Below are 25,307 nucleotides of genomic sequence, written 5' to 3'. Positions count from 1 at the left end.
ACAACACAAATAATCCGCTAGACTAATGTCCCAGGACATCAGACTAGCGGATCATTTTAAAATCGGGTTAATCCCTCAAGCTAACGATTAAACTTTGAATCTCTTGATATCTTCTTGTAATTTATTAGCACTTTCTTTAGCCCGTAGAATCTGTTCCTTAACTTCATATGATTTGTGGTTAACCTCAGTCGCCCGATTTGCGATATCTGTCGTTCCACTTGCACCTTGATTCGCGGCTTGGGCCACCCCATCAATTGCAAAGGAAATGCTTTGTATTGACGCCAGAAGTTCTTCAGATGTAGCACTAAAATCGGCTACAAGCTCATCTACGAAGTTGGCATCTTCACTGTATTTCTCTGCCACGTCCAACATAACCTGATAATCATTATTTACATCGACAGACACAAAAGACAGCAACCCATTAGAATTTCGGGAGAGATTATCGACTGCGCTTGTTACTTTCGTTGTAACCTCCTGTATTTGCATAACTGCCCCTTTTGATTGCTCTGCAAGTTTTCGTATCTCTTCTGAAACAACCGAAAACCCTCTCCCGGCTTCACCCGCTCTAGCCGCTTCAATCGCGGCATTTAAGGCCAACAAGTTGGTTTGTTCTGTGATTTGCATAATGGCTTCCGTCAATAAATTGATTTGGCTGACGACCTTAGATTCTATAATCGCCTTTTCCAGTTTTTCTCGAGTTTCGAAAAATATATCCAAGGCTTTCTTTTGAGCCGCATTGACAGTTTTCTTAGTATCTTCCGCTCGCTTGGTGATTTCCCTTGACGAGGCTGCACCTTGTTGAGACTTTGCGGCGATTAATTGAACCGCTTTTTCTATTTCCTGAGTCGTTGCTGACATTTCTTCAGACGTTGCAGAAGTTTCTTCCATGTTTGCAGCCAACTCTTCAGTTGTAGCAGAGATCTCTTCCAGACTCGTGGTTAAAGTAATCACGTTGTCCATGACATCGTGTACTTCTTCTTCGATCGCTGAAGATTCATTCTTAATACTATTGACCAACTGCTTGATTGAATTTTTCATATCATTGATAGCGTTCGTAATTGAACCAATCTCATCTTTTCGGGCCAGAAATTTGGGGTCGATCTCTTGTAAAAAATCTCCTCCAGCAATAATCTTTAAATACTGGGACGATTTAATGATTGGTGTCGTAATTTTCTTTGTAGCAATCGTAATGAATAAAATTGTGATCAGTAGCATGATGACTGAAACACTTAGAACCATAAGGGATATACTTCTTGCCCCTTCGGTTAACTCGTTCTCGGACATAAAGGATGCTAAAATCCAGTCTGTTCCAGCTACTTTATAGGGATTAACTATGTACTTTACTCCTGCAATTGTTACATCAAAGGGTTGTAAAGCTTTGGACACTAGCTTGTCTAGTCCGGCTATCTCAATTTCTTCTAGTTTTTTAAAATTATTTTCTGGATTGTTTCCATCCGCTAAAACTACGCCTGTATTATGAACGATCATCGAAAATCCTGTTTTTCCGGTCTTCATAGAACTTAACATATCACTAATGACGGACTGCTGCACATCAATTCCTATAGTACCGATCAACTTTCCAGTTGAATCCACAAAAGACCTTACATTGCTTGTAATCATAACATTAGAAATACCATCGACGTAGGGCTCTGTTCTCACAATAGCCCCACTTCCACTCAAGCCAGTTTTATACCATCCTTTTTCAGGAGGATTGAATTTCTCAGGTATATTGGTTTCGGGCCACTGTAGATAAGCACCATTTTCTGTGCCAAAATATACGTACATCGTACCTGGATGATTTTTTACATAGTGATTAAAAACGTCATAAATCTGTTGCTCTAATCCTCCATTTTTTGAAGGTGTCATTTGAACTTTTTCAGTATTGGAAGCATAGGACGTAATACCACCGCTACTTGCCTCCATAACCAATGGATTTGTAGCCATCATATTGATATCTTTATCGATCTGATCATAAAAGATTGTAATTGACTTTTCAGCGATTTTCATCTGTTCGTTTGAATTGCTAAAATAATCGCTTTTAGCTTGCTGGTTTACCTGGTAACTCGCAATACCACCAACAGCTACTAGGGTAATTAAAATAATTACTACAGAAATTATTAAAAACTGAGTTTGAATACTTTTAAATTTCATCCATTAAGCCCCCCACCATAAATAAAATCTGAGTTGACCACAAACAAGTGCACACTTATAGATCGGATAATATGACAAATTTCTACAATGCAATTTTAGTGTCTTTCCATTTGCCAAGGGTCTGTAACTAAACTTGTTTTCCAGTTTGTTACAGACCCTTTTTTGTTCGAGAATTGCCGTTATTTTCGAGGATTATTCATCATTTCATAGGTGTATAATCCTTTTTTTGGGGGATAGCGCACCACCACTCAGAAAATTTTCCAAGTTTTGTTACGCCCCCAGCAGAATTGAACCTGTGCCTCTACTCCCTTAACTGATTTCCCTGGTTGACTAATTACCTTGCAGTTACTGTGGTGGATGTAGTGGATGTCGCTGAGGACTAGGATAATTGAGATTTAAGTTTTTCTTTATCCATGCTACATTCCAGCCTCTTGATTTCTTCTCCGTTAGCCAATACAACAACTGCGGGTACTTTTTCGATTTCATATTTACCAGCAAGATTCTTCTTTGTTGCCATATCAACTTTAAATATTTTATATTCATCACCATTTTCACTAATGAGTCGTTCTAATAAGGTGCAGAATTCTATGCTTTCATTGACTACGGCATTAAAAAATAATAATAATACCTTTTTATCGTTTTGAAGAATATTCGCATTGCAATAATTGACTTCTTCGATATATCGCTCAGCTGCTACGGCTGCTGTTGCACCATCACCTGCTGCGGAGACAACTTGTCTTAAATATTTCACTCTATTGTCACCGACCGCATAGATCCCTTCAAGGTTTGTTTCCATACCTTCATTGACGGGGATATACCCTGTTTTGTCCATTACAAGTCCGCTCTCTTTAAGAAAATGGGTTGACGGAATCATACCGACGAAAAAGAATACACCCTGACAGGAAAGTTCAGATGAGCTGCCTGTTTTTAGATTCTTAATTTTTACCCCTTGCACATTTTCTTCTCCAAGAACTTCTTCAATCGTTGAGTTCCAGATAAAATTCATTTTTTCGTTACTAAACGCTCTTTCAGCACTTACTTTATTGCAATCTAAGATTCCTTCATCATGTAAAACGATCACGGTCACTTTGCGGGCAAACTTGGTGATGTACATGCCTTCTTCAATAGCCTGATCACCACTTCCAACGACGACAACATCTTCCCCTTCAAAGAACTCTGCATCACAGGTCGCACAGTACGCCACGCCACTCCCCCGAAGTGTTTTTTCACCAGGGATATTTAGAATTCTCGGCTCGCTGCCACACGCGAGAATAACGGCTTTAGCAGAGAGTTGCTTACCTTTTTTTGTTTTAATTATTTTTTCTTCTTGGGAAAAATCGACACTGATTACCTCTTCTTTTAAAAATTCGACGTTAAAATGCTCGGCATGCTTCTTAAAATCTTTCATGAGATCCGGTCCGCTGACTTGGATATAGCCAGGATAATTGACTATTTCCCTCGTTGTATCCGCTAAGCCACCGATCGTCCCTTTATTAATAACTAGGGTCTTAAGCTTGGCTCTACCCCCATAAATGGCAGCAGAAAGTCCAGCAGGGCCACCCCCAATAATAATCAAATCATAACTAGTAATCATGTCTTCTACATCCCCTTTAAATTTGGTTACGCTCCAAGGACTTCTGCAATTTTCTCTTCAACTGTTTCATCCTCAACTTTACCAGCGAGTTTCCCCTGATACTTACCATCTTTGAAGAAGAGGATCTGCGGAACACCTTTTAATGAAAATCGTTGAAATAAATTCTTGTCTTCTTCAACGTCAACATAATAAAAACTGAATTTTCCTTCATATTGAGGTTTCAATTCTTCTAACATTGGAACGACTACTTTACATACATGACATTCTTTTTTTGAAAATATAACCAAACAGGGCTCACAATTATCATAGATAATTTCTTCGAAACGGGTTGAGTTTAATTGTTGCAAAGACATTTTCTCCACTCCTTAAAAATAACATTGTATTTTAATCAACTATATTCATGCCTAATAGGTTTTACAGTTTTGATTTAAATATGGGAGCCTTGCCCTCTATTTAAAAAGCAGCTATCAGAGTGCTGCTTCTGATAGCTGCCATATAGCACTTTGTTAAATATCTTCGGAGAATATCTGATAAATTGGAGCGCCTTCACATTGTGCAGGGTAGCGCAGGCCGAGCAGTACTGCGACTGAAGGTGCGACATCAACTTGTCTGATCATACGCTCTGTTGTGAATCCTGTCTTAATACCAGAACCCGCCGCTACAAAGATTGGTGACACGGATGTATCAAAATATCCCTCTGAAGTTGAAAGACTGTCGCCATGCAATCGATTGTATTGTTCTTCAACTGAGAAGAAAATATCGCCACATTCTGGTCCATTAGCCCCAATTAACACAGCATCCTTGTTTCTAAGGCAGATGCCGATAATACGTTTACCTGTCGTAGCATCTCTGTAATTATATAGATCGGAAATTATTTGTTCTTCCAAATCATATTGATCCTTCGGATCCACAATACCGTATTGGTCACGTCCTTTGAGATTGATATAAATATAGTTACTACGGATTTGTACGGCCCTTGTCTTTTCCCAATCAACTTCTCTTATAGAATTGCCATTCTCGTCTTTTTTCAGGACTGTATAGCCCAGTTCTTCCATGACCTTTGTATTGAGACCGCCATATTCCCCAATAATAGGAGGTACGTTCTCCCCAACAATGAGACCGTGATCACTTACTAATAACACAGTCCAATCTTCATCCAACAAATGCATGAATTCCCCAAGATATTTATCTGTTTGGACGTAGAATTTTTCAATAAACTCTTGGTATACTTTTTCATCTGTGTGATCCCATGCTGGCAGTGTCTTAGCAAGATGCCACAACTGATGACCTGCACAATCAATATTGTGGAGATGGGAAAATACTACATCATAGCCTTTTTCCTTAATGCAATAATTCATACTATCAGCTTGCCATTTACAGTAAATATCCCAAGAAGGTGTAAAGATTTCACGCACTAATTCATCATTTTCCCCGCCGATTAAACTGACAGGTGGAACTTGTCCAATATTTTCAATGACATCTTTATAGAGAGATTTTTGATGCCATAATTGGTCATTAGAAATATCAAGAGCATTACTAATCCAAACTCTAACTTTATCACCTGCTGGATCGAGTTCTAGAATCTTCATAGAACGGCAGCCTGGCTTAGTGACTTCTTTTTTCGTAACATCATCAATAATACCAGATACCATTTTACCCTTTTCTAAGATAACAATCGGCTCTTCTGCTTTCTTATTCTTATAAATAGCCACTCGATCATATTCGCCAGCTTCATTTTTAAGAATTAAGGCAGGTCGTCTCATAACCCCACCAGAAGTTAAGATTGTGAACTCTTTAGCACCTTCTGGAGCATTTGCCCAACCTGTAGCATCTTTGAGTGGGGAGTTAATAATATCATAAGCAACCTTACTACCGATGACAACTTCTGTATCTTCATCTTCCATAATGTAGGTGCGAATTTCGCCACCTTGACGAGCTGTATCGCCCCACCAAAGCTCCATAAGTTCATCATCGACATCACCACCGATAGTGGATTCCAAATCCGTAATTATGCACCCAACACCGGCTTGTTGCTCAACCCTAGGTGCATAACGCACTTCTTTAATTTCAGGTGACGCCATGATAACTTTTTCCCAGTCAAGCTGCGCAACGCCCATATTGACCGAACCTGGTTGCGTACCATCTACAACACTTAGATTTTCACTATGGGAGGTTGGAGGCCAAGAACTCCCAGGCCAATGCCAGACGAGTGTTTTCAGGCCAGCTTCAGATGTGATATTCCAGATTTGTTCTGCGGTGCAATTACGTGAATCCATATTGTAAACAACTGCATCAAGACTATCAGGCGATTGTCTCCAATAACACGTGATGCCATGGGTTCCTGGATAAGCTCCTGTAGCAAGTGTCGTCCAACAGGGCGGTGTAATCGTTGGAATTGCTCCGAGTTGACGCAAGTCTTCTCTCGCAGATCCGCGTTCAATGAATTTCTTTAAGTTAGGCATTTTACCTTCTGCCAAGAATTTCTTACTAATTCTTGGATCCATCCCATCGACACCTAATACCAATAATTTATGGGTAAGTGCTGTTCTCTTCATAATACTTACCAACTCCTTTTTTAATTTAGACTCAAGTTCTATCACAATCCTCCGACTTAAAGCGGGAGAAAAATTGACTTTCTCAAAGGGTGTAATCCACAATTGTTAAGTTAGTTATTTCATTCACTTTCAAATCGAATTATATGCAATCCATGTTTCTCTGTAAAATACCTAGTAATTATGCCCCGTATAGCTAACGTATTTATGGATCAATCTAAATTTCCTATCACTGGTCTTTTTGTGTCTCATTGCACATTCTACTTTTTTATAGTACCTTCCGGGATAACTGTAATATACTAAACACTTATACGGGATATAATTAGAGGTTCAGCGAGGCATGGCTTACATTTGACGGCAAAAGGCGGCTTCTGGCTGAAGCCGCCTTTTGCTATTTTCGGGGCTGGTCTTACTGCGACAGCCCAGTTATGATTAGTCTTCTTCCGGATAATCGACAACTTGCACTTTACTTTCGCCGCCGAAATCCTCCTTGAGCATCTTGAGTAGGGACAGCGATAAGATGATGATAATAACTATAATGGGTACGCTGGTGGCAACAGATGAAAGCTGCACTACCGATAATCCGCCCACCATCATGATAGCCACCCCGATCACAGCAAGGAGTACACACCAGAAAAGTCTTGTCCAGCGGGGAGATTCCTGATCATTCCTAACCTCTTTGCAAGCAATCATGGAGATAATATACGCATTGGAATCAATGGTAGTAGCTTGGAAAATAAGCATTACAAGTAAGAAATAGGGAATCACTATTTGGGTTAAGGGTAAGGTATGCAAGACTTGGGAAATCATTCCCGCGGCACCGGCATCCGCCAAAGTCTTATCAAGTGCTATCCCTTGATTAAGCAGAAGATCTACTGCATAGGTGCCGAACACTAAGAAGAACAGTGAACAGCCGATTGTCGTTACAACCATCATATTTACAATAACGTTTCTTATCGTTCTCCCCTTGGAGATCCTGGCAACAAATAATCCGAAATACATGGCCCATGCTGCCCACCAGGCCCAGTAAAATACTGTCCAGTCTTGAGGGAAACCGGATTTGGTAATCGGATCTGTATATAAACTCATCCGTAAAAAGTTAGTAGCCAAAACCCCTAGGCTGTCAACATAAAAGGATAACATAAACAAGGTGGGGCCAACAAGCATAACAAAACCTAATAATCCCATACATAACCAACTATTTAATTCTGACAATTTTTTAATTCCACTATTTATACCGGAGTAAGCACTATAGGTAAATACCGCTGCAACCACCAGTGAGACCGCAACTTTTAGCGTCATAGAATCCGCAATACCCAGCATATCGGCGGATACAGCCGACATCATAGGTATAACCGTTCCTAAGGTTGTTCCTAATCCACCTACCAGACCGATAATAACAAAGATATCGATAGCTTTGCCAAGCCATCCGTCTACCCGGTCCCCCAATATTCCCCTGCAAGCATAGCTTGGGTAGAAGAAGGGTTTTTTTCTTACGTGAATCATGTAGGCAAAGGCGATGGCCCCTGGGACAAATATAGACCAGGCCGTAACACCCCAGTGAAATATTCCATAAGCAATAGAGAATTGCGCAGCTTGTGCTGAAAATGGCTCATTCCAGAAAGGAGGAAACTTAAGATAAAAAATAGGCTCGGCCATGGACCAATAAACTAAACCTGCTCCAACACCGCCAGTGAACATCATCGATATCCAGCTGAAGTCTGAGAATTCAGGTTTATCATCTTTTCCGCCCAATTTTACATTACCATATCTGCCAAAAGCCAACCAAAGTGAAAACACTACACAACCCAAAGCAAATAATAACCATAACCAGTCCATTCTATAGGTTATAGCTTTTAATATGGTTGCAACATAGGGTTGCAGCTCTTTACCAAAAATAAGCATTGGCGCATATAACAAAACACATAAAATAGCACTGCCCCAGAAAACAACAGGATTAATACGAGCATGTATACTTTTAGACTTCTCTTGTGACAAGTTATTCACCCTTTCTTGAAACGATAATCAATTTTATTTGTCTGTCCAAGGGCTTGGGGGCATATTATGGCACCCCACTTATAAAAATTAATAAATCGAAATAAGACCGCTAACTTTTCCCCCTTCATAATCTAAGTTTTAATTGTGATTTCTATCACTTATCTGCAGATTATAAGGTAATATAGGTTTATCTGTAAAATACTTAGTGATTATGCCCCGTATAACTAACGCAATATTGCATTATTAATATTTCTTATCGACAACTCTTAATATTCCACTTTCTTCTATTAAATAGTTCCATATTACTTACCTTCTTATTTGTTATCTGAATCAGTCATAGTATAATACATAGAAGAAATATTAATAGTAGTATGATAAAGATAAGTTTGTACTTCTTTATTGAGGAAATATGCTATCAAGGATGGTTAGAAATATGCGCTTAGAACAATTGACCTATTTAATTGCTGTCCATGAATCTAAATCTATCTCTCTAGCAGCTGAGCGCACCCACATTTCACAACCTGCGCTTAGTTCTGCGATCAGCAAACTAGAAGATGAACTTGGTGTTGTTCTGTTAAAAAGAACCAACGTTGGTGCACATCTAACCGAAATTGGAGAACAAGTTATTATTATAGCCAAGGAAGTGCTCAATAAGGTTGATGAAATTAAATCCATCGCCCACGGTGACTCAATTGAGTTGAATGGAAATATCTCAATCGCAGTAGACCCAAGCATAAATATTACTGTAATGCCGGAGATATTAACAACGTTTAAATATAATCATCCTAAAGTTAATGCCCTTTTGAAAGTCGGTGAATCCAATAATATTTTACGAGATGTCCAAGCAGGTAAAGCCGATTTTGGTATTATCTTGAAAACGGATGCTTTTTGCAAATCAAAAGATATTAACTATAAAGAATTGTTCTCTGACGAATTCGTCATTATTTCTGGAATTCACTGCGAAATGACTATGGGATCGAGCACAATGACTCTCAATATGGCACTTTCTTTGCCTATTCTCTTGTACAACACTGAATACATCACTAATTGCGGAGTATCTAGTGTGTTGCAAAAGTATGGTGACCTTAACGTTTCTTATAGGGTTGATAACTTAGAAATGATGGAAAAAATCTTATCCCAAGGGAAAACCATTGCGTTCGTCCCTCAATTTATGGCAGATGAATATGTCAAATCTGGTATTATAAAAAAAATAACCCTAAGTGATACCCACTTAGAGGTTTCAGTTATTTTAATTTGGTTGAATCGCCACCACCTTTCCATGGTCGAAAAGGAATTTATCAAAGTCATTAAAGCCGTCTGCTCTAAGAGGATGTAAGTGAACTCGTTTAATCTAAAGTTGAACATCAGAGCCATCTGGCTCTTGAAATAGCCGTAGCTGGCATATGCATTGGCTAAATATAATAAGCATGCTACTTTTGCCGAGATAACTTTTTGTTATCTCGGCCTTTTGTCGATCACGCAAAACCTGAGTTGTTTTGTAACTTTAATTGTAGTTATGGGGGGCATATCTACTAAGTATTTTACTGTGGTTAGACATAATCTTATAATACAATCACCTGAGTTACGTGATTAGCAGTTCTTTGTTGAGCCATGTTAAATATTTCTCAAGAGTACAGCTACGGTGGGGAATTAGAAAAACAAGGAGCATTACATCCATATGGATCAGGACACACAGTTACTTTTACAAGGCAAAGATCTAACCTATGCGAAGAAGGGTATAGGCATTGGTTTATTAGCTGGCGCAGCTTGGGGCTTAGATGGGGTGTTGATGGGGATGGTGTTAGGTTTAGCACCCTTCACCAACAATATGAGTATCTTCGCCGCTCCTTTAGTAGGTGCCTGCCTACATGATGGTTTCTCCACATTATGGTTATTTATTCATAATGTCATTAACGGTAAATGGCGAGATTATGCGCGTACCTTAAAGACTCGACCAGCTAAGATGATCATCTTAGCAGCTATTTTGGGAGGTCCCATTGGAATGTCCGGCAATTTACTAGGAATTTATTTCGCAGGTGCCTCCTATACTGCAGCAATTACCGCTGCATATCCAGCTATAGGTGCAATTCTAGGCTCTATTTTTCTTAAAGAGAAGATATCTCGGCGGGTATGGGGTGGCATAATATTAGCTATTATTGGTTCGTTTATAGTAGGGATGGTCCCACCTGAAGGATCAGCCTATCCTCACTTTTATCTCGGAATTGGTTTAGCCGCGGTCGCCGCCGTTGGGTGGGCAATAGAAGGAGTTATGTCTACTTATGGGATGGATTTAGTAGATTCCGATATTGCTATTGGTATAAGGGAAGCTACCTCTTTTCTTGTTTATATTTTTGCCATACTCCCCTTGTTTGGAGGAGTTGCTTACCAGATCCTTTCCGATAGTTTTACAACCCCCTCTGGTTGGTACATTGCTTTGATCGGCTTGGTAGGTGCTACTTCCATCTTATCCTGGTATCGTGCAATGAATATGACTGGCGTAGGCCGGGCTATGGGCCTTAACGTCACCTTTGCTTTATGGTCAGTCTTCTTCGGCTGGTTGTTAAACAATTTGCAAGTAACACCAAACTTAATTATCGGAGTTGTCATCATTTCCCTGGGGACAATCTTTACAATAGGCAATCCCAAAGATTTAGTTAATCTAAGAAGTCGATAAGAAGGCGGTAGTAACTATGAGTCAGTTACCGGTAAAATTCAGAGTAGTTCAAATGATCTTCCAGAAGGAAGGATTCTCCAATCAAGAAATATTTGAATTGCTCAAGAAGGAATATCCACGAGATCGAAGTGTCAATGAAGAGGGCATCGATAACTACCTTCTTTCGTTGAAGGCTGTTGGCCTTATTAAGATAGTGAGTGCCTCCTCAGATAAGAATGGCAAGCTTAAACAGTGTTATACTATTACGGATTATGGTACAAGCCGCATGAAATATGTTGGTCAATATTAACTCTTCCTAACCCACTGGATAACAATCGTTAATTTCCGATTATAATCTAGAGCCATACTGAACCTTAAAATAGCTCTTTGACTTCTGATGAATTCAGAAGTCAAAGAGCTATTTTAAGTACCATCACGCATCACAAAACACAATCGCGAAATACGCAGAATGTATGCCTAAAATAAGCAAGACAGATGCTTCACTTGCCCATGATTTGGTCCACATACACCTTGTAAAGCTTTTGTAAGATGGTATCTCTATATAAAAATCCCTGGGATGGCAGCAACCGACTCAGTCCTTATCCTCGCTGTCACACAGGCATTTTCTTCTGTATGCTTTAGGGGGCATATTCATTTGCTGTACGAAAACACGATTAAAATAGGAGGGATCTGTAAAGCCACATTCGCTGGAAATGCGATAGGCTGGATAGTTGGTTGTTTCTAATAATTTACAGGCACACTCAATCTTTAATTTATTTACATAATCAATATAGGTAACCCCTACTTCTTTTTTAAAGATGCGGCTGAAATATTGGGGATTCAGAAATACATTGGACGAGACCAATTGCAGGGTTAATTTTTGTTTAAAGTTATCTTGAATATATTTTATTGATTTTTCAATACAATATATCTGATTGGTTTTTTGTTCCACGATTTCTTCGTCGGTCTGTACCTGGCACGTAGCGACCGTAGTCAACAGATCATGGAATATCTGTTTAAAAACGGACGGCTTGATGGGTTTCAGCAAGTATTCCTGAACGCGGAGGCGAATTGCAGTTTGCGCATAGGAAAAGTCTGAACAGGCCGATAAAATGATAACACATGCCTCGGGAAGGAATTTCTTTATCTCCTGAAGAGCCTGTAAGCCATCCATTTCAGGGATAAGTATATCCATCACTATGATGTCCGGTCGATACTGTTTTGCCAGCTTGACAGCCTGAATTCCACTTTCACAAGTGATTATCTTATCTTTAGGGAGAAGCTCTTCAGCCACAATCGATTTGAGAAATTCTAATTCGAGTAATTCATCTTCCACAATTAAAACTACGCTCATTACTATCGCCTCGCATTGGGTTTGGTAGGAATCGAGATGGTGACGGTACTTCCACTAAAGTCTGATTTTGCGATTTTCAACCCGTAATGTTCTCCGAAATATCGTTTCAAGCGCTTGTCAGTACTGCGAAAACCAATTCCTAGCTTATTTTCTGATTGCTGCAAACTTTGTAAGACTTCTTTAGGAAAACCATTCCCATTATCCATGACAGAAATATTGATGTCATTTTTGTATTTTTCTGCATAAATTTTTATTTTACCCCCGTCTCTCTTAGGGGTAATGCCATGGATAAGAGCATTCTCAACAATGGGCTGGATGATCATATTGGGTATTCTATGGGGTTTAATATGATCTGCAATGTCAATGTCATATTCCAGACGATTTTTAAATCGTATCTTCTGAATATAAAGGTATTTTTCGATATTATCCATTTCAGCTCCGATGGTGTGTAACTCATCGTCTTGCTTTAAGTTGTACCGCAATAAATCGGATAGACAGTATATGAGTTCTTCCGTTGTATGGGATTTTTCGAAATAGGCAATACGCGCTATAGAATTTAGGGTATTAAATAGGAAATGCGGGTTAATCACCAAAGACATATTTTTCGCTTCGAGGTCAATAATCTTTTTTTCCAGCATTTCTTTTTCGATAGACAATCTTGCTATAGCCTTATCCGTAGTATGGATGCTTTGAGAAAAGTCATAACTAATATTTTGAGTAATATGGTTGCAAATTTGTTCATGAATTTCAATTTTGTTTTCTTCAATGGTTTTTATCGTTGAAATTGATTTAGCAATAAATTCCAGTTCGAGTTGTTTATCCTTAGCTATGGCCGTTATATCAATCAGATATTTCTGATATTCACTATCTGTTGAATAAACCTGCGCTCCGACGACATAGCCTATGGTTTGGTCGTTAATGTCGACTGGTAAAAGAATGTTTTCCAGTCCGTACCGACAGATAAATCGCTCTCCCTTACCTAGCTTTAATCTAGAAATGTAGTCTGAACATATCCTCGTTTCATCTTCCTGGCAAATAAATTTGCAAAAATCAGGAGACGGGTTAAACTCAATGAGAATATTGCCACTGGTATCTATCAGCTGTAAAGAAATATTAGATAGGGCTAATAGCCCGCTATAGCGAGAATACAGATTAGAATCCACTAAATTTATTAATGTTTTGTCAGTCTTGTTCATGCTTTTCGCCAAAACTTCCTTTTCTATGATTGATTCTATTTTCTTAGTGGATTTATCAGGAAAATACCATTTCGAGGAGGTGTCTTCAGATTCCTGTTGCGCTAAGTTTTAATAATTTACCCTAAATAATAAAAAAGAATTAACCACTGTCTGTACAGTAGTTCAATTCCTAAACAAGTCAACCCAACATTCCATCAGCATGTATCATAAATGTTGTAAAGCCTTCTCAAAAAAGAAGGCTTCCGAGGGTACTTGACCGAGTTTTTCAAGTTGCTGAAACTAAAAGAAATAGACAGATTCGGATGCATTTAATTTTATAATACAACACCCATATAAAAATGTAAAGACGAAGGCCAAAACCTCCAAAAGGAGATTTTGACCTTTGCCATATGACCTGTCTAATGGTTCATTATACTTGTTTCTTGACTTGGGGGAGCATCATTTCTACGTCACCGTGTGGACGAGGAATGACATGAACAGAGATGAGTTCGCCAACTCGCTGAGCGGCAGTAGCGCCTGCATCAGTTGCAGCTTTTACAGCACCGACATCTCCTCTTACCATAACAGTTACCAGAGCACCGCCGACTTTTTCGTACCCAATTAGCTGAACGTTGGCAGCTTTAACCATGGCGTCTGCCGCTTCAATTGCTCCTACGAGACCTCTTGTTTCAATTAATCCTAACGCTTCTGATCTACTCATTTTTGTTGCCTCCTAAATTTTTATTTTATTATGGTTATTCTTGCGTCTGCGAGATGCATAGCATTCGCCTCTTCCGTGTCAATATGAAATTCAAGTGCCGAGGTGTTGTTGGCTCTGATGACGACATTCGAGTAAGTTCCTCCCCGAAGTCCATCTATTTGGATGGTTACCTGTTCTCCATCGGCTACACTAAAGTTTTTGGCATCTTCCAGGGTCATATGAATGTGCCGCTGGGCAATCACAAGGCCTTTGGAAAGAAGGATACTTCCTTTGGGGCCAATGAGAGTGATTCCTGGGGTTCCTTGCAGGTCTCCAGACAACCTTACCGGCGCTGTTATGCCAAGTTTAAAACAATCTGCCTGAAGTATTTCTATCTGCGATTCACTTCGCGTTGGCCCGAGGATACGAACTTTTTCAATAGCACCTTTGGGCCCGGCTATGATCAGGGTTTCCTTACAGGCATATTGCATGGGTTGGGACAAATCTTTAGTTTTTGTCAATTGGTATCCTGCACCAAACAGGGTTTCTAAATCTGCTTGGGAAAGATGAATATGACGGTTAGATATTCCCACGGGTATGGAGCTTAAGTCCTTTGTTAAATACCCCCCCTCTTTGATTGCTTCCAGCAGAAGCGCTGCTAAATCGTCATACTTTCCCACGTTTAGTTATCACCTCTTTTTTTAAGGAGCAAAATGACTTCATTCACAACATTCATAATCTGATCATCACTGATGGCACTGGGGCTACCGCTCTGTGCCACGCTCGCTGAATAGGAGGGAGTTGTGTTTTCGCTGAAGTCTTTGATTCCATAGGCAACACGTTTGATATTGATCAAGTGCATGGGGGTCACATTATCGGAGGTTGCACTTCCGCCCCAAGTACCACAACCCAGTGTAAATGACGGGGAGAGTCCGGTACTTGCGCCCACACCGCCATGGGTGGAGGGTGTGTTGACCAAGATCCTGAATACGGGTTTTTCTGCAAATTTCATGACCATTTCGTGATTTTCCGTATGAATGGAAAGGCTGTGCCCGACACCGCCATTATTCAAGAGTTTGATGCACAGCTCACAAGCTTCCTGCCAGTCTTTTACGGTATAGAAGGCCAGCACGGTAGTCAACTTTTCATAAGACAGGGGATATTCCTTACCCACGCCTTGTTGTTCACCCAACAGTACTTTTGTTCCTGGAGGAATGGCAATGCCGGCGCTGTCTGCGATGACTGCTGCGGATCTCCCTACCATTTTTCCACTCATGGCAAAACCGCCGACAAACAATTTTGCAGCAACTAGATTTGTTTCCGCGGGGGTCATGAAGTAACCACCTTGACGTCTGAACTCTTCCATAACCTGGTCACGCATGCATTCTTCAACAATAACCGATTGCTCGGATGCACATATAGTACCATTGTCAAATGTTTTACTGGCCATAATATTTTTGACTGCTTTCGGAATATCGGCAGTTCTTTCAATATAGGCCGGAACGTTGCCCGGACCTACACCCAAGGCCGGTTTCCCTGCACTATAGGCAGCCTTTACCATGGCAGAACCACCTGTCGCGATAATCATGGCTACTTCATCGCATTTCATGAGTTCATTGGTTGAATCCTTCGAGGGTTTTGAGATACAGCCAATGATATTGGCTGGAGCACCGGCAGCTACTGCAGCATCATTCATCAGTCTGGCTGCTTGCAGCGTGCATTTCAGTGCCGCAGGATGCGGGGAGAACACAATCCCGTTACGGGACTTAATGGCAATAATGGATTTGTATATGGCCGTGGATGTGGGATTAGTTGAGGGAATAATCCCCATGAGTAATCCCACTGGTTCGGCTATTTCGATGATTCTGTTGACTTTATCATCTTTGATGATTCCGATGGTTTGCATTGGTTTAATGAATTCATAGAGTTCTGCGGAAGCAAAATTATTTTTGAAGATTTTGTCTTCTACTTTGCCAAATCCCGTTTCTTCCACGGCCAGCTTAGCCAGAGATGCCGCATTTTCTCCTGCTACTTTCACCATATTGCGGATGATTTTATCAATCTGCTCGCTATTGAATTTTGCAAGTTGAGTTTGTGCCAGTTTGGCCTGGCGGGCAAGATTTCTGGTCTCTTGAACTGACTGTAAATCGTAATCAAAGTTATCCAATTTACTATTCCTCCCTCCAAGTCTCTACCTATTTAAATAGGTATAAAAGTTACACATACAATTTCAGGGCATAAGCCACTTTTTACTCTCTCTCGTAATATCCCTTCAGTTTCTGGATAAGCATTTCTTTGTTTGCTTTGGATATTGCTCTGCCTGCGACGCCAAGATCTTTGTATTCTCTTGCCAGATTGCGAAGTTTTACTACGGAAAGCGATTTTAGGATGTCTACGCTTTTTTCAAGGCCCAATTCCTCTACGAGAGCATCTACTTCCTCTTTACGGATTTGGCTGAGCATTATTTGCTCTGACTTAGTGCTTTCGAGTGTAGTCATAGGCGCTTCTGTGCCTGTTGTGGGGTCCTGCTTTGCTATAGGCTCGTTCAAGTTGGTGGTTGGAGCAGAGCCAGGAAGAATGCTTGATTTTTCCTGTTGTGGTGCAGATCTTGGTTGCTCCTCAACGGAAATTTCCCTAACAACGATCATGCTTTCAATCTCAGGATGCGGTCTGGGAATAACATGTTGAGAAACCACTAACAAGTCACCAATCTTTTTAACTGCTGTTACTCCTGCTTCCACGGCGGCTTTAACTGCTCCCACATCGCCGGTTACGGCAATTGTTACGAGGCCACCACCTACAAAGGTTCTCCCCAAAAGTTCTACTTGCGCCGTTTTGAGCATGACATCTGCACATTCAATAGCAGGAAGGAATCCTCGTGTCTCTATTAAGCCAAGAGCCTGCATAGCTTACCCTCCTAGTGTTGTGCCATAAGATCAGCCCAGTTTGCCGGGAAAGTTACATAAAAGAATTTTACATACTCAGAGGAACTCCAAGTTACTTTGGAACCTTTGGGTACGAAGAGGACATCTCCTTGATGAGCGTGATAAGTCTCGCCATTGATGGTTATGGACAGGCTTCCCTCGAGAATAATATCAATCTCTTCATAGCATAATTCCCACTCAAAGCTGGATTTTTCAATTGTTAAAAAACCTGCACTCATTTGAGAATCATCTTTACTGACCACTTCACGATAAGCTACGTTGGTGCTAGAATCACCCGTGTCAAAGCTCTCGAGTGTCACTGTCCTGCCGCGTACAATCTTCAGTCCGCTTTTCGAGTCACAATCTGCACGGAAAGGAGTTTCGTTGGATGGGGCAGAAACATTCGCCAGAAGACTGTTGGTCAATACCGCTTTTACAACTTGATAGATCATATCTCTGTCAATCGCTGTCTCGTGGTTATCTTTCTTCTGCAGACCGTTGTCTATCGCGATGTGATTTCCTGCAATCGATGAATCTAAGGTAAATTCCACACCCAGTTGTTTAGCCAGGTCCTTGGCTGACGGTGTAATGATCGTATTGCCGTCTACGCAGAATAGTTTTTGCCCCTTTTCTGCCGCTGCTTTTACCTCGTTTGCACAAACAAGTTTTTTCAAAGTCGCACCTCCTTTCAATCGTATAAGGCATAGAAATGTGATTCTAATGTTAGAATAGCGATGCCCACAGTCTGTCAGAAGGAGAAGGAATTACTTCTGCATCGACTAACAAGCCCTTTTCGATAGCGATTGTCTTCCCAGCTTCGATACCTGCCTGCACAGCGCCAACATCCCCGGTAAAGGTGAAGTAGGCTTTGCCGCCCAGTCCACTGCCCAACCGTAGTTCCAGAGCCTGTACATCAGCAGCCTTGAGTGTCGCATCAGCTGCAATGATCATGGACGCCAAGGAAAAGCATTCCATGATCCCCAGAGCCCCGATTCCATCGGGCATGGATGTGGCCGTGATGGCCGGGAAAACGCCCTGATGGACATTGGCGAGGATAAAGCTATCTACCAGATATTCTCCTGCCATTTCAACCCCTACGCTGATTGAGCTTTCTACGGCGGCAACGTCTCCTTTGATTATGGCAATATATTTTCCCGGACAGACAGGGGTTGCACTGACCACTTCAACGTAAGCTGTTTTAAGCATCAAGTCTGTAGCATAAATACCTCTAGCAATACTTGTAACCTCAATCATACCTATTGCACTATACATACGAACCCACCTTTATCACAATAGAATTATCGTTGATCTCGATCACAGTCCCATTGAGGCTAGAGTGAACGGTAGCTCCGAGACTGTTGTCCGGGATTTTAGCAATCAGTTGTCCCGTTTTCACCTGTTCGCCGATGGTGACAACAGGTAGTGCCGGTGCTCCAATGTGCTGTCGGAGAGCGATCTGGATGTATTCCGGGCGAAATTCAATTTGGGTCAGGGGTGCTGGTTTATCGAAGGCTGTTAAGCCGATTCTAATGACTAGACGTTTGCTTGGAATCAGGCGATATTCTCTGGCTGACCTCGCTTGAAAATCCATCTGGATGGGCTGATATTTAATCCCTTGTTCTGCCAGCTTTTGCTTATAAAATACATTGACGGATTTCGGATGGAGACCTACTGGACAAGAGAATAATTCGCAGGCATTGCATTCACAACATAATTGGGCAATTTGTTGTTCCAAGACGTCCTCTAGATTGTAGCTCAGGGCGCGCATGACTTTATGGGGTTGCATATTGTGTCCTAGGAGATAACGAGGACACAGGTCTGTACACATGCGACATTGTTCACAGGCGGTTTTGCCTATTATTCTAGCTCGATCAAGACTCACGGATTTCTTGCGAATCAAAAAGTGATCTTTTTTAAGCAGTACATAACCTTTGCTTTTTTTGGTGACATACCCATCGACATTGTTCATGATGGATCCCATCATCGGACCACCGTCGATTACGGCATAGTCATCTATATTTTCCATACCGCATTGTCCCAGGACATCTCGAATAGATATGCCCACAGGTACTTTAACAGTCATACGGCGAGGAATATCTCCGGCAATTGTGATGTACGTTTCTGTGACAGGGTTCCCGGCCATGGCCTTAAATATATTCAGTGCAGTTTCCGAATTAATAACCACACAGCCCACTTTCAGGGGAATGGAGGCCTCCGGAACAATTCTTTGAGTCAATTCATGAACCAGAACCTGTTCATCACCAGCAGGATAGATATCCCGCAGTTCCATTACTTCCATATAATCTGTAAGTCCCAGAGCCGCGATTCTTTCTCGCATAAGGACAATGACTTCTTTGTGTTTGCCTTTGATACCGATGATGGCTTTGCGAGCTTCAATATATCTTCCCGCCGCTTCCATTCCTTTGATTATTTCATCAGGAAACTGCTCCATCAATTGCTGATCCACTCTGAGCAAGGGTTCGCATTCAGCTCCGTTGAGCAATATATATTCGGCTTTGGAAGTTAGTTTGGCGTGAGTTGGAAATCCAGCTCCTCCCGCCCCAATAACCCCTGCATCCTTGATAATGGTCAGTAGATCCAACGTTTCTCACCTCCATGTTTAAAACTTACAGTCTTCGTCAATGATTCCTACAATGACGGCATCAATCGGTATGTCTTCCCGATCCAACATTTTGCGAGCCGAACTGCCCGTACAGACAATCACTCGCTCGCCAGCGCCTGCACCGATGGTGTCGGCAGCGATCATCAGACGACCAGCATCACTACCACCGAGGACTTCTAGCATCACGAATTTCAGTCCTACGAGGGAATCGGCTTTTCTTGTCGACCATATGCTATCCATTACTTTTGCTGCTATCATCGAATCTCACCTGTATTTGGTTCTTTCATTTTATATTGTATTTCTTGAATTGCGGCTTCCACCGACGCGGTATCTCCAAAGATGGCGATCATAATTAAATTCTGCGGGCAATGGCCTTTAATGTCTTCCACTACTACCCCAGCTGCTTTTTCTGCGATATCAGCAGCAAAAACCATATCAATCAGCTTCCCCTGAACCAAACCTACAGCATCATAGTTCTCGAGGGGGATCGAGGAAGCCGAACCTTTGCGCCGAAAGAGAATATCCACAGTCCCGCTAGAAGGGGATTTAATAATTCGATAATCCATGCGTAAACGTCACTCCTGTCTAAAGGCTTTCCTGTGTGCAGTTAAGGGCAATCCCCAAAGGGGTTACAAACATGGGGTTTTGCGGTTTATAAGTAGGAAGGTTAGTTTGTTTGGCGATAATGTCTTCGATTCCTTCCAGGCAACAGGTTCCACCTACTAGATAGATTTCTTTTACTGGGTATTCGGATATATGCCGACTGATAATGGAGGAGACTTTTTCAATGACAGGTCGTACTATGGTAATCAATTCCCGATGGTTTTTAAAATCCCGCTTGTATTGATCTGCATCGTCAAAACTCATTTTATAGGCTCCGGCAATGACCAGAGAAAAGTGAGTGCCACCTGTAGGTTCATCGGCAACGTAAATCACATTGCCGTCTTTCAGGATGGCAATCCCCGTAGTACCGCCACCAATATCGACAATCGCACCGTCTTGAATCTTAAGTACGGCATTGGCCGCCGTCGGTTCATCCAATACGTTGGTAACTTCGAAACCAGCCCCCTGTACCACATGTTTAATAGCTCCTGAGTCAAGGGTATCAGTTCCCGGAGGAAGCGCCGCGGCTGCATAGATCAGTTCTACGCCCAGTTTCTGTTCGAGTTCTTGTTTTAATTCTTTGACTATACGAATCGCCCCGATATAGTCCACCACCATGCCATCTTTGACGACACTGGCAAAACGATAGGCACCGGCAACAGGCTGATAATTCTCATCAAGGACTGCTAGCACAATATAGGCTGTTCCCAGGTCAACACCAGTGTAATAAACGGACGATTTATTCAATATTGGTGTTGTGATGACTTTCTCAAAATCACGAACGAGTTGATCGCAGTATTGAAAAGCTGAATTTACCGTTTCCATTTTTGTCCTCCTAAACACTTCCACATCATTATGCAGAGTATGTTAATGATCAGATTGACCGTATCAATCAGGTCTTGCCGTGAACAGGCCTGCTTCTCCTCATTCCAGAAGGCTTCCAAGAGGGCTGGCTCGACTTCTAGGAGGGAGGCACGTAAGTGATTTAACTGGACAATCTCTTTTCCGTTTTCCAATCTCACGTGAAACTCATTGATCTCAACGGATTTTTCCAGATCATCGGATCGTTTCTTAATTTCTTCTTCCGACCATCCCCAAAATTGGAGGTTGTCCGGGGCTATCTTTTCCCGTTCAGCATTTTGCACGTTTTTGAAGCATTTACCTAAGGCCATGACCTCTTCTGACAGGTCAGAGTCTCCAGAGTGTAAAAGTTCTGCCGCGATTAGGAGAAATAAGGACTCTATGCAATCCATTCTTCTCCGCAATCTCAAGGTACACCAGGTTTCTCGAACTTGTACCTGATTTGATTCGTCGATGTTTGATTTCTTGCCCTCACTACACTGAGTCTGTCCCAGCGTGACTCGTCTGTCTGTTAGAAATTGGCGGGCACCTGGCGTAATCTTTGTATCTAGTTCCAAAACGTAATGAGTAAAGGGTTCTGTTTTATATAAATCTCGCAATTCCATCTCGGTGATGAATTTCATTGCCTCACCTACCTTTCCTGAAATCTCTTTATATCAAATATCTCATTAGTTAATTGCTGGAGCGTATATCCAGAAAACATGAATAACTAAAACCTAAGAATATTAATGGAATGCTATATATATGAAGAAAACTTATTTCTGTTAAGTTGTTTCTTATTTTCCAAGTAAATATTGTTTCAAGACTTCCACTCCTATATTGTCTTTCAAAGAAATCCAGAAGTATGGTTCTGTAATTCCGATTCTTTTCAACTGTTGAATGCACAAATTAACATTTTCCGGAGCTAAGTCAGTCTTGGTAATCACTCCAATAACGGGACAAGTAAACGTCATGGCAAAACCAGGCGGATATACTTCAACGAGTCTGGATTGATCAACAAGGATGAGTACATGAGATGCGGCTTGTGCAGTTGCAATCAGGTATTTGTACATAGAAGCGTTTTCAAGATATGAGCCCGGTGTATCAATGGTATTTTTCCCATAAATAACATCTTGTGTCTTTTTTAATAACCTAGTGGAATCATTTAAAACATTGGCAAGGGTTGATTTGCCAGCTTGGGTTGGTCCGACGACCATAATTCGTTTTTTCATGTGCGTGTAATCTTGGCAGGCGTGAAGCCTAACAACTTTTCCAAGGTGTCATTAATGGCAATCATGGCTGCTTCGACACTTGCCACATCACCGGAAATGACTAGGGATCCAGTAAAACGATCAAGAAAACCGATCTCTACGTCCGATGTCTTTGTGGCGACATCGGCTGCTATAATTGCCGTCTCACTCGGAGTGAGGGTTAAAATGCCAATGGATCCTTGTTCTTCAATTCCCAGGCGTTCATATATTTCTTGTACGGGCGAAGCTATGATATGGGCCAGAGTGACTTGCTTGCCAGGCACAGATTCCTGGATAATACGTTTTCTGTCAAACTCATCGCCTACACTCATAAAACCCCTCCGTCCTGTCTATAGCCTTTAATGTCTGATGACCTCGACCTTTAAGTCATAACCTTTAATGAGTTCTTCGATTTTATCCAGCTCTTCTTCTTTGAAGCTCAAATCTTCGGTGATGGTGTACAACATGTCCAATTGCTTATATTTGTTGATGCCTAATTTATGATAAGGAAGCAAGTCGATGCCCTGAAAATTCTTGTAGGTTTTAAAAGATTGTAGAAATTCCAAAGTTTTGCCAATGGTGTCTTCACTATCATTCAATCCCCTTATGAGGGGCATCCTGACTTTGACATTAAACCCTCGGTGTATGAGTTCAGTTAGATTATCTAAAATACGTTCATTGCGCACTCCGGTAAGTTCATAATGCCGCTCAGAATCAATTTGCTTAATATCATACAGAAATAAATCGGTAAACTGAGCTATCATGAGTAGGGAGTCCAGCTTCACATACCCGGAGGTTTCGATGGCTGTGTGGATTCCCATCCGTTTGCATTCCATCAGGAGATTGGTGGCAAATTCTGGCTGTGCTGTAACTTCCCCTCCCCCAAGAGTGACTCCTCCACCTGAACTGTGGTAGAAGAGCATATCTTGTTCGATGATTTCCAGGACTTCGGAAATAGTTTTGTCCGTGCCGACAATGGACAAAACCTGTTTAGGACAAACGATTTCACACTTTCGGCACCCTATACAGTCAATGTTTCTCTTGACTTTATGCCTAGGTGTTTCACTTCTGAATCGCAATTGCCCGTCTTCTTCATTCAGGAAACAATGTATGTGGACGGGACAAACAGGAATACAGTTACCACAGTTAATGCATAAATCTTCTTTGACCATGACCTGATATTTACGAACAAGTCCCTCAGGATTAGAACACCAAAGGCATCTCAGAGGACAACCTTTAAAGAAAATTAATGTTCTAACCCCCGGTCCATCATAGATGGAATATTTCTGGACATTGAAAATTCTCGCTTTTCTCTCTAAGATGCTACTGGTTTCTGTACTCATAATGTCCCCATCCCTTAAAGAAAACTCGGCTGGCGCGAAAGCGGCCGCCTTAGTTGCACTTATGCTTCCAGAAAGTATTACGTTAAGTTATGCTTTCTGGCTAGCATAAAATATGGCTACTGAAAATTCAGGTTTGATTCCAACTTTTAGGAAGATACTTTTTGAGAAGTCTTCTCCCTTCATCGTTGATGGAGTAGTAAATGACCAATTCACCTTTGTCATCAAATACTACATCATTATCGTCGACGATAAAGTTCGCTTTCATGTCCAAGAGATGATCAATAAAGACTGCTTTTTTAAACTGCTTTTCTGTGCCATATTCGCCTTGCAGTGCCTTCATAATCTGCTCGACAGAGGTTTTTTCAACAGTGGAAATATAATGAAGCATTCTAAATCGCAGTGGTAATAGATCCGCCATGATTATGCCACCTCGCCTTTACTGAAGAATTGCTTAGGATTAATAGCCACAAGAGTTGTACCAATTAGTACCAAGCCACTGCCTATAACCAAGTTCTGTGTAAGGGGTGAGTTCAAAAAGATAACAGAGAAGATAACGCCCCACATAACATAGGTTCCATTAAGAGCCATCCCTTTGGCGACTCCGACTGTACTGTTGGCCTTATACCATGCCAAGTAAGATACCGCTCCAGCCAAGGCAGCAATAGCAAAGGCGCCAAAGGCTTGGGGTAAAGTCAGGACTTGGGAAATGACAGCCCAGCCACCGACGAATGGAAGAATGAAAATAGCTAGAAAAAGACCGGAAGTCAGTTCTCTGATATTGATTGCAATTTTCGGGTCAATCATGGACATACCGAATACTGCCAAAACGGCTTCAGCGCCCCAACCCAAAGCAGCTAACGATGCAAATAAAAGACCGATGTAGAAGGTTTCGCTGTTCCCACCTTCGGGCGGTACATAGGATATGACGATAGCTCCGATAACAGAGATAAGCATGCCAACCCAAACGCGGGGCACAATGTTTTGTTTGAGGAAAATCCGGGAAAGAAGAGCACCAACGATGGGATATAATGCGGTAATTGTTAAGGCATAAGCAGGACCTGCCATAGAAATTCCCAGAAGGTATCCACCATTAGCAATAGGTCCACCCAGCAAAGCGGCTACGACAACCATTAGGCCGGGAAAGGTTTTGAGACTACGTTTGATTTCCTGTAAACGTCCGGCCCCACCGTTATAGAAGAGTAGCCATAGGCCTGCAATAAAATCATTCATACAGGCAGCGGCCAGTGGGATGGCAAATATGGCAGCTTTTCCACCCATTACAGGCACAAGAGCTAAGGCTAACCCCAAGAGTACACTGTTCAAACCCCAGGTACAGCCGCTAAAAAGACCTGTGAAGATGCCTTTTCTGGCAAAATTGGCATTCAATTTTTCCTTCATCATAATCGCTTTTTGGTTTCCCGATATGCTCATCTAGACTATGCTCCCTCCTTATTTATGGAATATCTGAAGAACTTACATTCTTCCGATATTTTCCACACAAATTAAAGTTTTATCCAATCGTACCACTCCCACTTCTACAAGCGGGA

Annotated in this window: 26 protein-coding genes; 3 read left to right on the top strand and 23 right to left on the bottom strand. The window is 41.5% G+C overall.

Annotation, left to right across the window (positions count from 1 at the left end; translation table 11 throughout):
- Positions 1-87: 87 nt before the first annotated feature.
- The 5 genes from E4K67_RS00360 to E4K67_RS00340 form a co-directional block, all read right to left on the bottom strand.
- Positions 88-2,151, bottom strand: coding sequence for a methyl-accepting chemotaxis protein (locus tag E4K67_RS00360; RefSeq protein ID WP_135544444.1), 2,064 nt, complete (start codon positions 2,149-2,151; stop codon positions 88-90).
- A gap of 379 nt (positions 2,152-2,530) precedes the next feature.
- A complete protein-coding gene (locus tag E4K67_RS00355; RefSeq protein ID WP_135544443.1) occupies positions 2,531-3,745 on the bottom strand; it encodes an FAD-dependent oxidoreductase in 1,215 nt (404 codons plus the stop codon).
- A gap of 26 nt (positions 3,746-3,771) precedes the next feature.
- Entirely contained in the window at positions 3,772-4,098 is a 327-nt protein-coding gene (locus E4K67_RS00350; protein WP_135544442.1) for a thioredoxin family protein, read from the bottom strand.
- A gap of 153 nt (positions 4,099-4,251) precedes the next feature.
- Entirely contained in the window at positions 4,252-6,300 is a 2,049-nt protein-coding gene (locus E4K67_RS00345; RefSeq protein WP_135544441.1) for an alkaline phosphatase family protein, read from the bottom strand.
- 429 nt (positions 6,301-6,729) lie between these two features.
- Positions 6,730-8,295 (bottom strand): BCCT family transporter, encoded by a 1,566-nt coding sequence (locus tag E4K67_RS00340; RefSeq protein ID WP_135544440.1) that lies wholly within the window; start codon positions 8,293-8,295, stop codon positions 6,730-6,732.
- Positions 8,296-8,728: 433 nt separating this feature from the next.
- Between E4K67_RS00340 and E4K67_RS00335 the strand changes: the two genes are divergently transcribed.
- The 3 genes from E4K67_RS00335 (at position 8,729) to E4K67_RS00325 (ending at position 11,258) form a co-directional block, all read left to right on the top strand.
- Positions 8,729-9,631, top strand: coding sequence for a LysR family transcriptional regulator (locus tag E4K67_RS00335; protein ID WP_135544439.1), 903 nt, complete (start codon positions 8,729-8,731; stop codon positions 9,629-9,631).
- A gap of 342 nt (positions 9,632-9,973) precedes the next feature.
- Entirely contained in the window at positions 9,974-10,969 is a 996-nt protein-coding gene (locus tag E4K67_RS00330) for a DMT family transporter (protein WP_135544438.1), read from the top strand.
- 16 nt (positions 10,970-10,985) lie between these two features.
- On the top strand, positions 10,986-11,258 hold the full coding sequence (locus E4K67_RS00325) for a hypothetical protein (protein WP_135544437.1): 273 nt from the start codon (positions 10,986-10,988) through the stop codon (positions 11,256-11,258).
- A 282-nt stretch (positions 11,259-11,540) separates the two neighbouring features.
- Here the strand turns inward: E4K67_RS00325 and E4K67_RS00320 are convergent, their stop codons facing one another.
- The 18 genes from E4K67_RS00320 to E4K67_RS00235 form a co-directional block, all read right to left on the bottom strand.
- Positions 11,541-12,302, bottom strand: coding sequence for a response regulator transcription factor (locus E4K67_RS00320; RefSeq protein ID WP_135544436.1), 762 nt, complete (start codon positions 12,300-12,302; stop codon positions 11,541-11,543).
- A gap of 2 nt (positions 12,303-12,304) precedes the next feature.
- Positions 12,305-13,498 (bottom strand): histidine kinase, encoded by a 1,194-nt coding sequence (locus tag E4K67_RS00315; protein WP_135544435.1) that lies wholly within the window; start codon positions 13,496-13,498, stop codon positions 12,305-12,307.
- A 409-nt stretch (positions 13,499-13,907) separates the two neighbouring features.
- Entirely contained in the window at positions 13,908-14,198 is a 291-nt protein-coding gene (gene eutM / locus E4K67_RS00310; protein ID WP_135544434.1) for an ethanolamine utilization microcompartment protein EutM, read from the bottom strand.
- A 20-nt stretch (positions 14,199-14,218) separates the two neighbouring features.
- Positions 14,219-14,857: a phosphate propanoyltransferase gene (locus E4K67_RS00305; RefSeq protein ID WP_135544433.1), complete on the bottom strand. Its 639-nt coding sequence runs from the start codon at positions 14,855-14,857 to the stop codon at positions 14,219-14,221.
- 2 nt (positions 14,858-14,859) lie between these two features.
- On the bottom strand, positions 14,860-16,344 hold the full coding sequence (locus tag E4K67_RS00300; RefSeq protein ID WP_135544432.1) for an acetaldehyde dehydrogenase (acetylating): 1,485 nt from the start codon (positions 16,342-16,344) through the stop codon (positions 14,860-14,862).
- Between the two features lie 82 nt (positions 16,345-16,426).
- Positions 16,427-17,083, bottom strand: a complete 657-nt coding sequence (locus E4K67_RS00295) for a BMC domain-containing protein (RefSeq protein WP_135544431.1) — start codon at positions 17,081-17,083, stop codon at positions 16,427-16,429.
- An 11-nt stretch (positions 17,084-17,094) separates the two neighbouring features.
- Positions 17,095-17,775: a cupin domain-containing protein gene (locus E4K67_RS00290; RefSeq protein ID WP_135544430.1), complete on the bottom strand. Its 681-nt coding sequence runs from the start codon at positions 17,773-17,775 to the stop codon at positions 17,095-17,097.
- A 49-nt stretch (positions 17,776-17,824) separates the two neighbouring features.
- Positions 17,825-18,373, bottom strand: a complete 549-nt coding sequence (locus tag E4K67_RS00285) for a BMC domain-containing protein (protein ID WP_135544429.1) — start codon at positions 18,371-18,373, stop codon at positions 17,825-17,827.
- Positions 18,366-19,703: a 4Fe-4S dicluster domain-containing protein gene (locus E4K67_RS00280; protein WP_135544428.1), complete on the bottom strand. Its 1,338-nt coding sequence runs from the start codon at positions 19,701-19,703 to the stop codon at positions 18,366-18,368. Before E4K67_RS00280 ends, E4K67_RS00285 begins: the two co-directional genes overlap by 8 nt.
- An 18-nt stretch (positions 19,704-19,721) precedes the next feature.
- The gene (locus E4K67_RS00275) at positions 19,722-19,982 is read right to left on the bottom strand and encodes a EutN/CcmL family microcompartment protein (protein WP_135544427.1); all 261 of its coding nucleotides are present in this window, start codon (positions 19,980-19,982) and stop codon (positions 19,722-19,724) included.
- A complete protein-coding gene (locus tag E4K67_RS00270) occupies positions 19,979-20,290 on the bottom strand; it encodes a BMC domain-containing protein (protein ID WP_135544426.1) in 312 nt (103 codons plus the stop codon). Before E4K67_RS00270 ends, E4K67_RS00275 begins: the two co-directional genes overlap by 4 nt.
- Positions 20,291-20,309: 19 nt before the next feature.
- Positions 20,310-21,152 (bottom strand): ethanolamine utilization protein EutJ, encoded by an 843-nt coding sequence (gene eutJ / locus E4K67_RS00265; RefSeq protein WP_135544425.1) that lies wholly within the window; start codon positions 21,150-21,152, stop codon positions 20,310-20,312.
- Positions 21,140-21,811: a cobalamin adenosyltransferase gene (locus E4K67_RS00260; protein WP_135544424.1), complete on the bottom strand. Its 672-nt coding sequence runs from the start codon at positions 21,809-21,811 to the stop codon at positions 21,140-21,142. Before E4K67_RS00260 ends, eutJ begins: the two co-directional genes overlap by 13 nt.
- Before the next feature lie 153 nt (positions 21,812-21,964).
- Positions 21,965-22,399, bottom strand: a complete 435-nt coding sequence (locus E4K67_RS00255) for a EutP/PduV family microcompartment system protein (RefSeq protein ID WP_135544423.1) — start codon at positions 22,397-22,399, stop codon at positions 21,965-21,967.
- On the bottom strand, positions 22,396-22,749 hold the full coding sequence (eutS, locus tag E4K67_RS00250) for an ethanolamine utilization microcompartment protein EutS (RefSeq protein WP_135544422.1): 354 nt from the start codon (positions 22,747-22,749) through the stop codon (positions 22,396-22,398). The genes E4K67_RS00255 and eutS overlap by 4 nt, the downstream gene beginning before the upstream one ends.
- A gap of 27 nt (positions 22,750-22,776) precedes the next feature.
- Complete coding sequence (cutD, locus tag E4K67_RS00245; RefSeq protein WP_135544421.1) at positions 22,777-23,760, bottom strand: choline TMA-lyase-activating enzyme; 984 nt, start codon at positions 23,758-23,760, stop codon at positions 22,777-22,779.
- A 127-nt stretch (positions 23,761-23,887) separates the two neighbouring features.
- The gene (locus E4K67_RS00240; protein ID WP_135544420.1) at positions 23,888-24,178 is read right to left on the bottom strand and encodes a hypothetical protein; all 291 of its coding nucleotides are present in this window, start codon (positions 24,176-24,178) and stop codon (positions 23,888-23,890) included.
- Between the two features lie 2 nt (positions 24,179-24,180).
- Positions 24,181-25,191, bottom strand: coding sequence for a DMT family transporter (locus E4K67_RS00235; protein WP_135544419.1), 1,011 nt, complete (start codon positions 25,189-25,191; stop codon positions 24,181-24,183).
- Positions 25,192-25,307: the final 116 nt, after the last annotated feature.

This window comes from Desulfosporosinus fructosivorans (assembly GCF_004766045.1).
Taxonomy (GTDB): Bacteria; Bacillota; Desulfitobacteriia; order Desulfitobacteriales; family Desulfitobacteriaceae; genus Desulfosporosinus; species Desulfosporosinus fructosivorans.
Note: the sequence above shows the minus strand (reverse complement) of the source record. Positions and strands in the feature narration are given on the sequence as shown.

Bases quoted from the DNA above. Each gene is read 5' to 3' on its own strand.
- E4K67_RS00360 (WP_135544444.1), bottom strand. From the start codon at position 2,151: ATGAAATTTAAAAGTATTCAAACTCAGTTTTTAATAATTTCTGTAGTA.
- E4K67_RS00355 (WP_135544443.1), bottom strand. From the start codon at position 3,745: ATGATTACTAGTTATGATTTGATTATTATTGGGGGTGGCCCTGCTGGA.
- E4K67_RS00350 (WP_135544442.1), bottom strand. From the start codon at position 4,098: ATGTCTTTGCAACAATTAAACTCAACCCGTTTCGAAGAAATTATCTAT.
- E4K67_RS00345 (WP_135544441.1), bottom strand. From the start codon at position 6,300: ATGAAGAGAACAGCACTTACCCATAAATTATTGGTATTAGGTGTCGAT.
- E4K67_RS00335 (WP_135544439.1), top strand. From the start codon at position 8,729: ATGCGCTTAGAACAATTGACCTATTTAATTGCTGTCCATGAATCTAAA.
- E4K67_RS00330 (WP_135544438.1), top strand. From the start codon at position 9,974: ATGGATCAGGACACACAGTTACTTTTACAAGGCAAAGATCTAACCTAT.
- E4K67_RS00325 (WP_135544437.1), top strand. From the start codon at position 10,986: ATGAGTCAGTTACCGGTAAAATTCAGAGTAGTTCAAATGATCTTCCAG.
- E4K67_RS00320 (WP_135544436.1), bottom strand. From the start codon at position 12,302: ATGAGCGTAGTTTTAATTGTGGAAGATGAATTACTCGAATTAGAATTT.
- E4K67_RS00315 (WP_135544435.1), bottom strand. From the start codon at position 13,498: ATGAACAAGACTGACAAAACATTAATAAATTTAGTGGATTCTAATCTG.
- eutM (WP_135544434.1), bottom strand. From the start codon at position 14,198: ATGAGTAGATCAGAAGCGTTAGGATTAATTGAAACAAGAGGTCTCGTA.
- E4K67_RS00295 (WP_135544431.1), bottom strand. From the start codon at position 17,083: ATGCAGGCTCTTGGCTTAATAGAGACACGAGGATTCCTTCCTGCTATT.
- E4K67_RS00285 (WP_135544429.1), bottom strand. From the start codon at position 18,373: ATGTATAGTGCAATAGGTATGATTGAGGTTACAAGTATTGCTAGAGGT.
- E4K67_RS00275 (WP_135544427.1), bottom strand. From the start codon at position 19,982: ATGATAGCAGCAAAAGTAATGGATAGCATATGGTCGACAAGAAAAGCC.
- E4K67_RS00270 (WP_135544426.1), bottom strand. From the start codon at position 20,290: ATGGATTATCGAATTATTAAATCCCCTTCTAGCGGGACTGTGGATATT.
- eutJ (WP_135544425.1), bottom strand. From the start codon at position 21,152: ATGGAAACGGTAAATTCAGCTTTTCAATACTGCGATCAACTCGTTCGT.
- E4K67_RS00260 (WP_135544424.1), bottom strand. From the start codon at position 21,811: ATGAAATTCATCACCGAGATGGAATTGCGAGATTTATATAAAACAGAA.
- E4K67_RS00255 (WP_135544423.1), bottom strand. From the start codon at position 22,399: ATGAAAAAACGAATTATGGTCGTCGGACCAACCCAAGCTGGCAAATCA.
- eutS (WP_135544422.1), bottom strand. From the start codon at position 22,749: ATGAGTGTAGGCGATGAGTTTGACAGAAAACGTATTATCCAGGAATCT.
- cutD (WP_135544421.1), bottom strand. From the start codon at position 23,760: ATGAGTACAGAAACCAGTAGCATCTTAGAGAGAAAAGCGAGAATTTTC.
- E4K67_RS00240 (WP_135544420.1), bottom strand. From the start codon at position 24,178: ATGGCGGATCTATTACCACTGCGATTTAGAATGCTTCATTATATTTCC.
- E4K67_RS00235 (WP_135544419.1), bottom strand. From the start codon at position 25,191: ATGAGCATATCGGGAAACCAAAAAGCGATTATGATGAAGGAAAAATTG.